The sequence below is a fragment of the Pseudoalteromonas sp. HM-SA03 genome (assembly GCF_002289345.1).
Lineage (GTDB): Bacteria > Pseudomonadota > Gammaproteobacteria > Enterobacterales > Alteromonadaceae > Pseudoalteromonas.
In genome coordinates this window covers 1-15,175 of sequence record NZ_NSDG01000056.1, presented here as the reverse complement: position 1 = coordinate 15,175, position 15,175 = coordinate 1, and the positions used below count along the sequence as shown (strand labels likewise).

The following is a 15,175-nucleotide window of genomic DNA, read 5'->3' as shown; positions in this document are numbered from 1 at the left end:
CTCACCAGTATCGAGCTTTTAAATTAGCCTTCAAAATGCGCGTACTCTGACTCGCTTAGCTCGTCGTTACCGTCAACATCAAGTGTCTTGAATTGCTCAGCTAACTTAGGGTTAACCTGCGCCTCACTCATGCTGATTGTGCCGCTACCATCAGTGTCGTACTTTTCGAAGTCGTCCATCGCCATTGCCGATGCTGAAACTAATGTCATACCTGCGATTGAAAGTGCTGCTAGTAAATTTTTCATGATCTTCTCCTAAACGATTAAAATGATGTGATAACTGGGCAAATTACCCTTCGTAGTTATCAAATTCTGCTTGGCTTAGTTGACCATCTTGGTCAGCATCTAGCTCGTTGAATTGAGCAAGAAGGCCTTCATCCGCTTTTGCTTCTTCAATAGAGATATAACCATCACCATTCATGTCTAGTTTGTCGAAACCAGTGTTTGCATGTGCACCTACTGATGCCAAAGTCATTACTGCTGCTGATACTGCGATTGCTAGATTTTTCATCGTGCTTTCCTCATAAGATTAAAAATTAAATTTTGTGTGAACCGTTTTGCTATTAAAGCTAAAAACTGACTTTGCATTTGTTTTTGCGTTTCGTTTTTCGCTTTCGAGATAATTATTCCAACTTTGATGCCAAAATTGAAAAATCACGGTTTATCAACAAGTTAAGAAAAACTGTTTAAAAAGATTAAGGTTGGATTAAGGCTGGCTGTTGCTAAATGGCAACAGTTAAAAAAGCGAAAAATAAAAAGTCTTTATTTTTCTTGATGTTAGATTGTCGCAGCTTTGCAACAGGAAAATTTTTGGGTAGAAAATTTTGCAAATCTCGCAACACCATTTGATTGAAACTTGTGCAACCTTTTAAAGGATTTAGCATCGTGAAAAAAATTTTTTCTCAGTCATTACAAAAACAAGCACTTATTGCCATGTTTATTGGTGTGCTGCCAATACTCACACTGACTTTGTGGTACGCCCAAGCACTATCCAAAAACCAACAAAAAACACAGGATATTTATAATAAAAATCAAAAACTTATCCTTGAATACAATTTTGTAAAAGCAGATATCAGTGCGCTTGAAAAAGCACTGCAAAATAATCAGCTGCTGCAAAGTGAAACACTGCAAGAAAGCATCGAGCAGAAGTGGCAAAACACCAAAAAACGCATTCAATTATTAAAAATAAACCTACCCGATTCGCTGTTTGTTGCTAAATGGCGACAATTCGCTCCCGATGAGATCAATGCCACTTCAAAAGCTGAAGAGTTCCAACAATTGGTTAAGGTGCTTAATCAATTCGAGGAAAGCTTTCAACAAACACTTAATAAGCGCTTATCTGATCAAGAAGCTCATTTCGTGCAGCTGCAAACGTGGTTTATGTTCGGTCTCGTTATCTTGCTACCCACCCTAATCGTGATCAGCATCTTTTTGATCAACCGGATTTGTCAGCAGCTTAATCAGGTAGAATCTGCGGTATCTGAGGTAGGTAAAGGTAATTTAGATAAGTCGGTAGAACTCTCTGGCAGTCATGAATTGCAGCAATTGGGTGACAAGTTGAATTGGTTAAGGCTCGAACTTAAACGTATTCAACAACAAAAAGAAACCTTCTTGCGCCATGTTACTCATGAGCTTAAAACCCCTTTAGCATCATTAAATGAAGGAAGCAGCTTATTAAATAGCGGACTACTTGGAGATGTTAACCCAAAACAGCAACGTATTCTCACCATTATGGAAAACTCCGTTGCAAAGCTTGGATCATTGATAGATGATTTGCTCAGCTATAGCGCGGCCAGTCACCCTGATAGCCTACATCACGACGCCGAAATGAATCTTATCCAAGAAGAAGTCTCTAAGCATCTTAGCGATAAGCTAGGCAAGACTGATGTGATAGTGAACTGGCAAAATCATGATGAGCTAAAAGTGCCTTATCTTCCATGTAAATTAGTGTTAACTCAGTTAGTGAGCAATGCCATCGATCATGCTAAAAGCAATGTCACTATTTCAATTGAAGAACAAAATGGCGAAGTATTATTGATAGTCCGTGACGACGGTGATGGCATCGACATCAATGAAGCCGATTCATTATTCCAGCCATTTGTTCGTGGTGAGAAAAATAAAAATAGCAATGGCAGTGGCTTAGGTTTAGCCATTGTCTCTGAGTGTGTGAAGCAATTAAAAGGCGATGTGAAATGGCAATCAGTAGAATCTGGTGCCAGTATTCAAGTCGCCTTTCCAAAAAGGGATCCAAAATGAAATACATCGCATTAAGTATCACGCTATTTTTGCTCGGTGGTTGTGCCGCAATGGAGCAAAACGTCGAACAAACAAAGCAGTTTATTGGCCCTGTAAAAACAGAAACTAGCGCTAAGTTTGTGCCTTTAGCTAAGGTGATCAAAGCCTTAATTAGCCAATGCGCCAAAAAACATAACGTGACATTTAACGATTACTATAAAGGCGCGCTGCACTTACAAGGCTTTATTCACACCTATTGCGGCACAGACTCAACCACCAAGCAACTCAAAGCCATTGAGGAAGTAAAACTACAAGATTATTGGCCAGACGATTACAACATTTGGTTTGAGTCGTTAGCTTGGCATACCCAAAGCCTTCGTGAGCAAAAAATCAGTAGTTATTACTCTGACAATAAGGCGCAACAGCACCAAGAGCAATTATTACAAACACAAAAGCAACTTGCAGAGCTAAAACAAAAGCTTGCCGACATAGAGAAACAACGTTTAGAAACCGATCTTTCTGAAAACCCATCACTCGAGGAGAATTCACTATGAGTCAAACACAACAGGGCGCAAAGTTACTTTTAGTGGATGACGATACGTCTTTAACCGAGCTATTAGCAATGCGTTTAGAAAGCCACGGCTACGAAGTTGAAGTTGCGCACCGCGGTACGCAAGCGTTAAATATTCTCAAGCAAATGCCTATCGACTTGGTCATCACCGATTTAAAGATGGCACACATGAATGGCTTTGAACTTAATGAGCAAATAAAGAAGTATTATACCGGCATGCCCGTTGTCATGATGACCGCTCACGGCTCAATTCCTGACGCTGTTGACGCCATGCAACAAGGCTTTGTGAGCTTTTTAACCAAACCCATTGACTCTCAGCAAATGCTCGATGTCATCAATGAGGCGCTTGCAGGAAAAGTAAGAACCGCACAAACTTCAGATCCAAATAATTTCCATGGGTTGTTATTCCAAAGTGCCGCAATGCGTCAATTGGTACAACAAATTCAAGCGCTTGCCAGCAGTAACGCAAACATTCTTATCCAAGGCGAGAGTGGTACCGGTAAAGAAGTAACGGCAAAAGCAATCCATTTAGCCAGTAATCAAGCGCAAGGCCCATTTATTGCGATTAACTGTGGCGCAATGCCCGCTCACCTGTTGGAGTCTGAGCTATTCGGCCATAAAAAAGGGGCGTTTACCGGCGCGGTGAGCGACAAAGAAGGTTTAGTACAAGCGGCAGATGGCGGCACCCTATTCCTCGACGAAATTGGCGATATGCCGCTTGATTTGCAAGTTAAACTACTGCGTGTTTTACAAGAACGAACCGTTCGTCCTGTGGGCGGCCAAACCGAGCATAAGGTCAATGTTCGTTTTGTCTCTGCAAGCCATAAGAACATTCAAAGCGCCGTTGCGGAAAAACAATTTCGTGAAGATTTATACTATCGCTTAAACGTGGTGTCTGTTGAAATCCCGAGCTTAAGAGAGCGATTGGAAGATATTCCACTACTTGCATCACGCTTCTTAAGTGCACTCAGCGATGGCGAAAAGCAATTTAACCAACAAAGTATTACCCACTTGTTGAATTATCATTGGCCGGGCAACATCCGTCAGCTCCATAATATTGTGGAGCACTGTGTTGCTATTACGCCAGGTAAAATGATCACTGAAGATATCGTACAAAAAGCCCTGCCTAAGGATAAAGAGCAAAACGCGTTTACAGGGTTAAATGAAGCGAAACGCCAGTTTGAGTATGATTACATCCAAAAAGTACTAGCACTTTGCGAAGGGAATGTATCTGAAGCTGCAAAACTTGCGCAACGTAATCGCTCTGATTTTTACAAATTACTTAAAAAACATGAGATCCAATGCTAAACCTAATAGAGGGGTAACATTAGTTTTAATTTCTGATGCGCGTTGCTTGACCAAACCTACCACTGCACAGTGCTTGTAATACGGACTTTAACGAGCCACACCCGTGGCTCAGATTTTGCCCTGAGAATATGCGCTCCCTCTAGGAGCATAATAAAAACACTCGAATAGTTAAGGGTTGTCTGTATGAAAATGCGCAAAAAGCTCATTATTAGCTTTGTTCTCACTGTGATCATTCCTATTTTAGCGATTTCTGTGGTTAGCATTTCTCAAACTAAAAGCGACTCTCTCGATAAATTCCTTGATGCTTCTGGCAACGAGATAAGACAAGCCGAGCAGTCTTTTGTACTGTTTTTTGAGCAGATGAAGAAAAATGCGCGCTTCCTCGCCGAGTCCAAGGCCGTGCAACAAGTGGGTCAAGACACCACCACTTATTTTGGTGCAGAGAAACCGATGACTCCGCTACAAAATGGTCAAACCGAAGCCAGTATCTTTGAGCTTTACCGCGCATTTGGGCAAACCCACGAAGAATTATTGTTTGTATATCTTGGCACTGGATCCGGTGGTTTTATTCAGTATCCTGCGGAGCCCCTTGGCGATTACGATCCAAGAAAACGCCCTTGGTATCAAAATGCTTCAAAAGATCCCAACAAAGTTATCCTCACCGAGCCTTATCAAGGGGTAACGGGGCAAGCCATGGTCTCAGTTGCCACAGGTATAAAACGTGACGGCAAAGTGATCGGCGTACAATCATTAGATGTAACACTCGCAACGCTGACCGACATCGTTAGCAATATTCGTCTCGGGGAGTCTGGGTATCTAATCCTCCTTGATGCCGACGGCACTGTGCTTGCCGATCCTAAAAATAAAAATAACAACTTTAAACACATTAAAGATCTCACCAGCCCACTCTACGAGGCTATACGAAACGCCACAAACGAACCCTACCTCACTATTGAAACCGATAACAAAACCTATGACGCTAAGATTTATCGCTCCGACACTCTTGGCTGGCAATTTATCGCGGTGATTGATGAAGATGAAATCTTGGCTTCAGCTTACGATATGACGATTAGTATCACGATTATCGCGGTCATCATGGTGATTTTGTTTATTATCATTGCAATAACGCTTGCCAATAAGATAGTTGAGCCCATTGAAATGGTGTCTGAAGGCTTAAAAGAAATAGCGCAAGGTGAAGGTAATCTTTCTAAACGTTTAAAAGTCGTCACCCATGATGAAATTGGGGAGCTGGCCGCGTGGTTCAATAAATTTTTGGACTCAATTAATTCGCTCGTAAAAGATATTCAAAGCAATGCCTCGACATTGAATGATGCCGCATTAGGGTCGCAAAAGAGTATCAACGATATCCGTAATCAATGCCATGCGCAGGCTGAAGACTCCGCCAGCGCGACTACGACTACTGAAACCGTAGAGCACCTTGCCGCACAGATCGCTGAGAGCTGCGATCATACTTTGGAGGATGTTGTCACCGCAGACGATCATGCTCAGCGTGGTAACAGCACGATAGAAAGCACGGTATCGCAGGTCGCGAGGCTTAACCATTCGTTGGCTGAATCCGCCAACGCCATGAATCAACTCGAAAGCGAAAGCCAAGATATCACGAACATTTTAGGCGTGATCCGTGCTATCGCAGAGCAAACTAATCTTTTGGCATTAAATGCAGCGATTGAAGCTGCTCGTGCTGGTGAACAGGGCCGAGGCTTTGCAGTGGTTGCTGATGAAGTAAGAACGCTTGCGCAGCGCTCACATGACGCCACACAGGAAATAGAGCAAGTGTTAACCAACCTCATCGCTCAAACAAGGACAGTATCAGCCCAAATGACGTCAAGCGTAAGCGAATCTGAGACGACCATCACACAATCGCAAAGTGCTCAACAAGCCTTTGCCGACATCGCTCAGGCTGTATCAAGGATTAAAACATCGGTTTCAAATATAGCGTCACAAGCTTCGTTACAGGGAGAAAATGCAGGTCATACTCGACGTTTAATTGATTCGGTGGATATTTCTGTACGACAAGTCGGAGAAGAAACGGCAGCATTAAATGCTGGTGCTGACCAATTGGTTAGTTTAGCCAAAGACTTAGAGCGTTTGGTTGGCCGCTTTGATATTAATTAAGTCGCTTACGTTTCAAATGGAAGAACCCAGTCTCTACAATTGTTACAAAATATCGTCTCAATTAGTTGTCCTTATAATGAGAACTGGTTTAGACTGGGCGGATTGATTTATTTTACAAAAACAACAAATGAAGAAATTTAAATTTACAGTAGTGGCTGCATCTTTGGTTGCAGTACTCGGTTGTCAAGAAGCGCCGTCACAACACACAAAGCCTGAAGTTACCGCAGAGCAAACCACAGCGGTAACGGCACCTGTAGCAGAAAAGATCCCACATAAAACAACCATTCACGGTCAAGAACTTATCGATAATTATCATTGGCTACGTGACGATACCAGAAGCGATGAAAAGGTGCTGTCACACTTAACTAAAGAAAATGCCTATACCGACAGCAAGCTCGTAAACACAGAGCAACTACAACAAACCTTGTTTGAAGAAATCAAAAACAAAGTGGTCAAAGATGACCGCAGCGTGCCAGTACTAAACGGCAGTTATTATTATTTTAGTGCCACTGAGGGTGACAAAGAATACTTCACTTATTACCGCAGTGAACACCAAGATGGCAAAAATGCAGAAGCTATCTTTGATGCGAATGTCCGCGCTGAAGGTCAAAACTATTACGGTGTCGGTGGTATTTCCGTTTCAACCAACGAAAATCTATTAGCTTTTGCTGAAGATACCGTGAGTCGTCGAATTTATACTATCCGAATCAAAGATTTAACAACAGGTAAGTTACTGGACGATACAATCGAGGGTGCGTCAGGCCCTATCGTTTGGGCAAACGATAACAAGACCATCTATTACATCAAAAAAGATCCGGTTACTTTGCTTGGCTATCAAGTATTCCGCCATACTCTAGGCACAGCGCAAAGCACAGATGAACTGATTTACGAAGAAAAAGATAACAGCTATTACACCTATATCTCAAAGAGTAAAGACAAGAGCAAAATATACATTCACCACTCCAGCACCGAGGCATCAGGTGTTTCTTTACTCGACGCTGATAATGTAAAAGCAACTCCTGAGCGCTTTATTCCAAGAGAAAGTGGTCATGAATATAGCATTGCGAAACTGGGCGACTGGTACTATATCCACACCAACAAAGATGCCGTAAACTTTAAGCTGATGCGCGTTAAAGCCAGTGATGCAAGTGATATTTCAAAATGGCAAACCGTTGTACCGCACAATGCCGATGCAAAACTAGATAGCTTTGAGCTATTTAATCAGCATCTTGTTTACGAAACACGTGAAAATGGCCTTAGCCAAATCACCGTATTAAATTTAAATAATAACGAAAGCAAGCGTTTAACCTTTAATGACCCGGCTTATGCCGTTTATTTAACCAGTAACGAAAACCTAGATGCAGACGCGGTAAGAATTGGTTATCAGAGTATGACGACCCCGGCTTCTGTGTATGATGTCAACCTTGCTAGTTTAGACAAAACACTATTAAAGCAAGACAAAGTATTGGGCGATTTTGCACCTGAAAACTACCAATCTGAACGTATTTTTGTCACCGCACGTGACGGCATAAAAGTACCAGTTTCAATTGTTTATCGTAAAGATAAGTTTAAGCAAGATGGTTCTAACCCGCTACTACAATACGGTTATGGTTCATACGGTTCTAATGTTGAGCCAACTTTCTCTATAAGCCGTTTAAGCCTTTTAGATCGTGGTTTTGTCTATGCTATTGCGCATATTCGTGGTTCAGAAACGCTTGGCCGTCCTTGGTACGATAACGGCAAAAAATTAAATAAAAAGAACACCTTTAACGACTTTGTTGATGTCACAAAAGCACTCGTTGAGCAAAAATATGGTGATGCTTCACGTATTTATGCCAGAGGTGGCAGCGCAGGAGGCCTATTAATGGGCGCTGTAATTAACCAAGCGCCCGAACTATACGATGGTGTACATGCAGCAGTTCCATTTGTAGACGTGATCAATACCATGCTTGACGAAACCCTACCGCTGACCACAAATGAGTACGACGAATGGGGCAACCCAAATGAGAAGACGTATTTTGATTACATGCTGTCTTACTCACCTTACGATCAAGTTAAAGCCCAAGCATATCCAAACCTGCTTGTAACCACGGGTTTACATGATTCTCAGGTGCAGTACTTCGAGCCTGCGAAGTGGGTCGCTAAGCTACGCGAATACAAAACAGATGATAATCTACTGCTGCTAAAAACTGATATGGAAGCCGGCCACGGTGGTGCATCTGGTCGCTTTAAGCGTATCCACGATGTCGCATTAAGTTATAGTTTCTTTATCGCACTCGCTGAAAATAAACTTTAACTTTAGCGCCTAATCTACAAGTATAAAAACCCTGTGAAACTGAGTAACTTAGGTTAAGTAGTCACGCAGGGTTTATTTTTAGTTGACTACCATTGGGGGACTTACTGATCACAAACTTTCTGCAATGCCCTGCACTGCGGATAAAAAGGATAGACATGGATATTACTCAGCAATCAAAACGGCTGTTATTACTCGCGCTTGTTCAAGGAATTGTACTAGTTTTACTGCATCAGTCGCTCGCGATTGAACACTGGCCCAAGCTTGCAAATGAGTGGCTATTTTCCCTTTATGCTTTCACTATCACATTTCCAGCATTAATTTTATATGCCAGCTTTCAATCAATAACTAAAAAGCAAATACTCAGGTTTATCGCCTGTGGGATCCTCTTTCTCTTGCTCGGGTTTTATACCGGCCTGCAATTACACTCCCCACTCTCCGACACCTTTTTTCAATGTTGGCCTTTCCCGTTAGTGCTATTTCTATGTACTTTCCTAGTGATCCCTTTGGTCGTAACGAAGCGTAGTCACGCATCTTTACCACAATATTCAGCGCTTGCAGAGTGCTTCGCCAGTGTTATCACTGTGTTTTTAACGGCACAACTCTTTACGCTAGCAACAGGCGCAATTTTGGGACTTTGGGCTGGCTTGTTTTCTGTTATCAATATCGAGCTTTTTGCCGATCTTTTCTCTGAGCCTTGGTTCTTTTATCCAGTATTAACGCTAGCTCAAGCAATAGGAGTGATAAATGCGCGAGATAAAGCTAGCACTCTGACCCAACTCTTCAAAGTGTGCCAGGGCTTTGCACGGCTTTTATTGCCAGTGCTTGCATTTATCTCCTCACTATTTTTAATCAGTTTGCTTGGCACTGGCCTTACACCTCTTTGGCAAAACGGTGGCAGCGCACTAGTATTTTTCCTATTAGGTGCGTTACTCGTTACACTCAATACTGCAAACTATGGCAAAGGCTCTAGTACATGGGTGCAAATTCTCGCTTTGGTCGTGTTAATTTGTTTCCCTATTTACGTTGCCATTAGCGCCTACGGATTATGGTTAAGGGTTGATCAGTACGGCTTCAATATCGCCAGACTCTGGGCAATTACTATTTGTGTCTTTTTAGGGCTCTTCGCTATTAGTTATCTCGTTAATTTTGCTCGATTTAAGTCAAGCTGGGTAAACAACCTCGGACTAGCTAACCGCCCCATAATACTGCTAATCACTAGCATCTTGTTGATGTCACAAAGTCCTCTTTTAGACTTTAGAAAGATAACTGTAACAAGTCAGGTTTCACGCTTTTTGCAAAGTAACCAGCAAGTTGACCAGCTCGACGCATACTATTTTGCTAACCAGCTCGGTAAACCTGGTATTGAAGCGATTGAAGCAATAAAACACAACAGCTCAGATGTGGCACTTATCAAAACAATTGAGCGCGCATTAACAGATCAATCTGCGCAACCCGAAGAAGTCGATATTTGGACCAATATTGAATTGCTCAATATGACGAGCGATGCGCTCCCAACAGAAATGCAGCAAGCTGTTTCAGAACATGTAAAACAGAACCCTTACGCATTTCAATACGCAGTAAAAACCGCTCTATTCGCTATTCAGCTTGATAAAACAAAGGAGGCAGAATACCTACTGTTGATAGAAGAGTCTCACGGTACCGAAATCAAGCTAATTTATCTGGATGACAAAAAATGGCAGATTGCATACTTTCCTTTATCCAAATGGAAAGAAAGTGACGATAAGATCATTGAGTTGTTGCAGCAAGGACAATATCAAAGAATCTCACCGCGCTTTGACAGACTTCAAATTGGAGAGAGAATATACAAATCTGAGCATTAGCCACTCAACCATATGGGCTTATCATTTTTCAAATCGATAAGCCTTTTTCACAATGGTGCAATTTCAAGTCATTAGATTTTTTGTAAAAAACCACTATATTTTAATGACCACTACTACATACATAAGTGAAAAATGAATTTATTTCGCTTGGTTTTTATTTGCTGCTGTATATTTCTGCCGCTCTCATCTAACGCCGCTCCTCATAAACCTGAATACTCAGCACCTATCAAAGTCACCATTTTGGTCGACGATGCTTACCCACCTTATAGTTATCAAGTTAACGGCGAGCTTTATGGCATCTATGTCGATATAGTGAAGCAAGCAGCGCGTTTGCTGAGTCATGAATATCAAGTTACCTTGCAAGCCGTACCTTGGAAGCGAGGCGTTTCCTCGATGGCATCCGGTGAAGCAATAGCTTTAATGCCACCTTATATACATATCAAAAAACGCCCCTATATCTGGCCATATTCAATTCCCCTTCAAGAAGAGGTGGTGGTTGCCTTTTGCAATCAAGGAACCACGTTAAAAAACCTACCTCATGCAAAACCAGACAGAGTACTTAATATTGGCATTAATGCAGGTTATATCATCCTAGATGAAAGCCTAATGGAAGCGCAAAAACAGGGATTTATTCAACTTTGGGAAAACAAAAGCACACGTTCAAATATCGAAAAGCTCGCACGTGGGCGCATCGATTGTTACATCAATGACCGGCTTTCCACTTTACTTGGTATCAATAAAATGTCGCAGATAACACCCAGTGTAAACACCAGTAATATTGTTGAAGATAAAATAGTAATGCGTCGCACTGCCCACATTGGGTACTTAAAAGGGTTTGATGAGAAATATCCATTTAAACAAGACTTTATCCTAAGGATGGATGCGGCATTGAGGCAGGTAATAGACAACGCAGCGACGCCTCCTTAGCAGGAGTAATTGCAGCAATACAAGATGTGATAAACAAAATTTACAAGACTATCTAGCACTATTACAAAAAGGAAAAACAATTATGCTAGACGCAATGAAAAATAATACAAGCTTAGAATAAATTGTAGCCGCACGTCCGCGACCAGTGCTTAATCATAACTATGCTAAATTGGCTACCAGCAGAGCGCATTACCACTTTATTTTATCGTAGTTTGAAATCACCAGAGTAAAATAAACGACTAACCTATTTTAAAAAAGGGGATGCCAGTAAAGCACATCCCCTCCACCGAAAATACTTAGCTTAAAAACACTACTCCATCGTTGGTGCACTGGCATAAACAAGGTCGACTAAGTTACTCATTGTTTTAGACTTTTGCATATATGCTTTCTCCATATAAGCGAGCTCTTGTAGCTCAAATAATGTGGTCTCTACTAACGCTAACCATTTAGCCGTGGACTCGGGCACATCTGAGCCTTGCTTACTTGCTTTTTTTAACGCCTCATAATAAATATTAAGATCGTTATACTGACGTAAGTAATCCATATAATAATCCTTTGTCACCAACCGATATTCTATAAAGCTGAGCTTATCAAAAACTTCGCCTGAAAATTCTGTCGAACAAAAAAAATTTACAACAAAAATTAAAACAAGCAATACAATTCAATAAGTTACATAAAAATAAAATCATTTTAGCAACATAAAGACAAAACAAGCTTGCAAATTTTGTACATACAGTTACAATCCAAATTTTACAAAATAGAAACAGTAGCGGCGTTAAAATTTAACCTTTCGCGTTTTCGCGAGCCCGAATAAAAAGGATTAAGTGAGTGGGCAGAACCCGATTTAAGTGTACAGGTGATGATCTTCGAAGACTGCGCATATCGGCTGATAAAACCACCCAGCAGATGGCTGACTTAGTAGGGATCCGGCGACAAACCTATGAAGAGTATGAAAAAGGTATTCGGAAATTTTCATTCGAGTACTTTTTAGAATGGAGTACATACTGTGGTATGGATGTTAATCCAATTACAGACTACTTTATGGACCTACGCACAAAGATGCAAGACGTAAAGCTCTGGCGAGAAAGCCCTTCTCCTGCAAAAAAGCGCAAAAAACCAAAAGGTCAGGAAGATTAGTGTGTTAACATCTACCTTTTAATACAACACCTTTAGTTTCACTTGTTTACAAAACAAGCAACAAGTTATTCTCATTTTTGATGTTTCGCGATAAAGTAGTGCTAACCAAAACACCGAAAATAATCCTGAAGGGAAATCAACATGCAGCTATTCAAAAATGTGACAGCAGGCATACTAACCTTTTGCTTTATCACGATAAAACAATTTGTAAGTAAAACAAAACAAGATACTAACGTGCGCTTACTTAATAGCGCTAATCGTAACAAACATTGCACTATAGCAACTCAGTGCTATCGCAACGGTAATACCATGGCGGAGTCACAACTGTACCGAATGGTGGGTGGTTCAGGTTTAGACCATTATAACGATCCACGAGGTGAACAGATTAACAATATGACTCCCTTGATACTTAATGCACAAGAGCTGCATAAGGTTAATGGTGGCTCAGGTATGGACCAATACGATGATCCTCGGGGATAGAGACTTACAGATGATCAAACTAACAAGTAAGATCTCTGGGTGCAATATAACCTTAAGCCATATTCGAACCTTGTGATGATTTAAGGAATGAAGGAATTTTAGTACATGAAAACTTCGTGGTTCTTTTACTGCATAGCTGTAGCTTTTACAGGGCTGCTGTCATATTTATACTTTTATACCAATTTTAATTATGGCTTAGTTATTTTAGGAACACTTATTCTTACAGCTGTGTGCTTTCGTGCTCAGGTTAACATTGTACATATCATCTTAGTTTTATTCTCGATTACAGCTATTGAGTTTGGGTTACTCAGAATGATCGAAGTTTTTATGCAAGAAGATCCATCGTATAAAAAGAACTTTATGGTTTATTTAATGCACTTCTGTGTTGATGTATCTATTCTTTTAATACTAAGAAAACGAGTGATGTACTCTTTATTGTTTATGCGCCGCTTCCAACCAAATAACTGGCGCGCCATTTACATTACCCATGCCGACATTTTATTGTACGGTATCTACATGTTATTTATCATTGTAGACTCAGCCGCGTTTGTAGAAAACTTGTTCCGAAATATGGATTATATCTTTGGCGTCTCAGAAGCAACGGCTAAGCCCTTCTGGAGCTGGAATTGGGTTTACAAAAGTTACCCCTACATAAAAAGTATTCTGCTTTCTTGTGTTGTAACTACCTTACTCGCCACCATTTTTGTAGAAAATCAGCGCCCCGAACAGGAAGATGATGAAGAAGATGACAGCGATGAGGTAATACATAAAACAGACCAACAACAAAAGCCGTAATGGCTTTTGTTGTTAGGTATCTATTTGCCATTTTTTCCCGCGTCAAGCCCAAATCTCTCATTCAGCATTAGTTCACTTACCTCCTGTTTTCATCTAAGAATGTGTATGGTTCACAAAGGAAATGACCAATGAACGAAGAAAAATCAGTCAAGGATGCCATTAACGCCTTTTATAATGGTGCAGACGTTGACCTAAAATTTTCAGGTGAAATAAACCCTAGGGTCGCTGAAATATTTGGCAAAATGATTGAAGAAACGCGACAGTGCACAACCGCTTTAAAATGGGTGCCTAAACCAACAGGTGCTAAAGCGACAACAGGTTGGATCGCTAAAAACTTTACACAAAGTATTATTAGTCAATTAAGTGAAGAACAATCGCTTTCGTGTGCGAAAAAGGTGATATTAAATTATAAATCTCCAATGAAGCTAGCTTCTCTTGGAGTGTAACAATGAAGTTATTATTATCAATTGTACTTTTTGCGCTATTACCCACCTCTAGCTATGCAGAAAGCTGGCCTAAACCACAATGCCAAGGCGAGCCATACTGGCTAGAATTTAGTACTGTGAAGCTCTGTATCCCCAAGCAAAACGTTACTCATCTCAATATTCTTCATTCAGAGTTACCCTCGTTCACCGTTACAACGGAGCATGGTGAACTCATTTTTCAGGTACAACCGGCTGAGAATATTACCGGTGGTCTACATAGCAAGTATGAACTTGATCTTGCGTCTTATTTTATCGCATTGAAAAACAAAGATAAGCCAGCCATTGATTACAATATTGCCTATCAAGTCCATGAGCTTACATCACCTAACGACATTGGCATATTTAACACTGGAGACTGGCTGGCCGTATCGCTGACCAACAACACTCGTAGTTTTGATGAGCTTTTTATCTTTAACAAATCTAGCCAACACATACTGCATATTGGTGGGCAATTTGATAGTTTTGAAGCTAAAACACTCTTAGCTCAGTTCCGTTTACCATGACTGAATGATATAAAAGACTGTTAAAAATATAATAATTATAAAATAAATAAAGATTTAATATGCGATACCTTACTGCAATAGGGACTTTTTTATTAGCGGCTTACTCCGCCTATCTGAACACGGTAATCTCAGAATTAGAGTTTGAGCGAGATAATTTGGGGGAGCGTATCACAGCTCTCTCCAGCAACATTAAGGCTTCCGACAATGTAAAGCCACACTTCGAAGAAGTAACTATCAGCAAACCAAAGCTTAATGGCAAGTTCACGAATGAGAATAGAACTAATCAATATGCTGAAATTAAAACACCTAAAAAAGTGACGAAAGAACAAATGACGCCCTCGAGTGATAAAGGGTTTAACGAGCAATCGATAGACAAAACTTGGACGTTCTAATTGTAACTCCCCCAAAAAATGAAACAGTTTATAAGTAGAATTTTCCATTAACTAAAATAGGAAAATTTAC

General features: G+C 40.8%; 16 protein-coding genes. 13 read left to right on the top strand and 3 right to left on the bottom strand.

All coding sequences use genetic code 11. The features are described from left to right. Positions 1 to 23: 23 nt before the first annotated feature. Entirely contained in the window at positions 24 to 245 is a 222-nt protein-coding gene (locus CKO50_RS11865) for a calmodulin (RefSeq protein WP_095728315.1), read from the bottom strand. A 43-nt stretch (positions 246 to 288) separates the two neighbouring features. Then, on the bottom strand, positions 289 to 510 hold the full coding sequence (locus CKO50_RS11860) for an EF-hand domain-containing protein (protein ID WP_095728314.1): 222 nt from the start codon (positions 508 to 510) through the stop codon (positions 289 to 291). Positions 511 to 884: 374 nt separating this feature from the next. On the opposite strand from CKO50_RS11860, the gene CKO50_RS11855 reads away from it, so the two are divergent. From CKO50_RS11855 to CKO50_RS11825, 7 genes are all read left to right on the top strand, one after another. Beyond that, on the top strand, positions 885 to 2,255 hold the full coding sequence (locus CKO50_RS11855; protein WP_095728313.1) for a sensor histidine kinase KdpD: 1,371 nt from the start codon (positions 885 to 887) through the stop codon (positions 2,253 to 2,255). Beyond that, the gene (locus tag CKO50_RS11850; protein WP_095728312.1) at positions 2,252 to 2,788 is read left to right on the top strand and encodes a hypothetical protein; all 537 of its coding nucleotides are present in this window, start codon (positions 2,252 to 2,254) and stop codon (positions 2,786 to 2,788) included. The genes CKO50_RS11855 and CKO50_RS11850 overlap by 4 nt, the downstream gene beginning before the upstream one ends. Next, entirely contained in the window at positions 2,785 to 4,113 is a 1,329-nt protein-coding gene (locus CKO50_RS11845) for a sigma-54 dependent transcriptional regulator (protein ID WP_017217572.1), read from the top strand. The genes CKO50_RS11850 and CKO50_RS11845 overlap by 4 nt, the downstream gene beginning before the upstream one ends. Before the next feature lie 183 nt (positions 4,114 to 4,296). After that, positions 4,297 to 6,249, top strand: a complete 1,953-nt coding sequence (locus tag CKO50_RS11840) for a methyl-accepting chemotaxis protein (protein ID WP_095728311.1) — start codon at positions 4,297 to 4,299, stop codon at positions 6,247 to 6,249. A gap of 127 nt (positions 6,250 to 6,376) precedes the next feature. Further along, positions 6,377 to 8,545: a S9 family peptidase gene (locus tag CKO50_RS11835; protein ID WP_095728310.1), complete on the top strand. Its 2,169-nt coding sequence runs from the start codon at positions 6,377 to 6,379 to the stop codon at positions 8,543 to 8,545. A 155-nt stretch (positions 8,546 to 8,700) separates the two neighbouring features. Continuing rightward, positions 8,701 to 10,386, top strand: coding sequence for a DUF4153 domain-containing protein (locus CKO50_RS11830; RefSeq protein ID WP_095728309.1), 1,686 nt, complete (start codon positions 8,701 to 8,703; stop codon positions 10,384 to 10,386). A gap of 132 nt (positions 10,387 to 10,518) precedes the next feature. Further along, positions 10,519 to 11,313 carry an ABC transporter substrate-binding protein gene (locus CKO50_RS11825; RefSeq protein ID WP_095728308.1) on the top strand — a complete coding sequence of 265 codons (795 nt, stop codon included), beginning with the start codon at positions 10,519 to 10,521 and terminating at the stop codon, positions 11,311 to 11,313. Positions 11,314 to 11,623: 310 nt separating this feature from the next. On the opposite strand, the gene CKO50_RS11815 is transcribed toward CKO50_RS11825, so the two are convergent. Further along, complete coding sequence (locus CKO50_RS11815) at positions 11,624 to 11,857, bottom strand: hypothetical protein (RefSeq protein WP_010604282.1); 234 nt, start codon at positions 11,855 to 11,857, stop codon at positions 11,624 to 11,626. A 284-nt stretch (positions 11,858 to 12,141) separates the two neighbouring features. Between CKO50_RS11815 and CKO50_RS11810 the strand changes: the two genes are divergently transcribed. From CKO50_RS11810 to CKO50_RS11785, 6 genes are all read left to right on the top strand, one after another. Continuing rightward, a complete protein-coding gene (locus tag CKO50_RS11810; RefSeq protein WP_095728307.1) occupies positions 12,142 to 12,450 on the top strand; it encodes a helix-turn-helix transcriptional regulator in 309 nt (102 codons plus the stop codon). Positions 12,451 to 12,591: 141 nt separating this feature from the next. Next, positions 12,592 to 12,930, top strand: a complete 339-nt coding sequence (locus CKO50_RS11805; protein WP_095728306.1) for a hypothetical protein — start codon at positions 12,592 to 12,594, stop codon at positions 12,928 to 12,930. A gap of 312 nt (positions 12,931 to 13,242) precedes the next feature. After that, positions 13,243 to 13,725: a hypothetical protein gene (locus CKO50_RS11800; protein ID WP_141240137.1), complete on the top strand. Its 483-nt coding sequence runs from the start codon at positions 13,243 to 13,245 to the stop codon at positions 13,723 to 13,725. A gap of 128 nt (positions 13,726 to 13,853) precedes the next feature. Then, positions 13,854 to 14,171 carry a hypothetical protein gene (locus tag CKO50_RS11795; RefSeq protein ID WP_095728304.1) on the top strand — a complete coding sequence of 106 codons (318 nt, stop codon included), beginning with the start codon at positions 13,854 to 13,856 and terminating at the stop codon, positions 14,169 to 14,171. A gap of 2 nt (positions 14,172 to 14,173) precedes the next feature. Further along, positions 14,174 to 14,713 (top strand): hypothetical protein, encoded by a 540-nt coding sequence (locus tag CKO50_RS24620; protein WP_255229651.1) that lies wholly within the window; start codon positions 14,174 to 14,176, stop codon positions 14,711 to 14,713. A 59-nt stretch (positions 14,714 to 14,772) separates the two neighbouring features. Then, positions 14,773 to 15,105 (top strand): hypothetical protein, encoded by a 333-nt coding sequence (locus CKO50_RS11785; RefSeq protein WP_255229649.1) that lies wholly within the window; start codon positions 14,773 to 14,775, stop codon positions 15,103 to 15,105. The last annotated feature ends 70 nt before the right edge of the window (positions 15,106 to 15,175 follow it).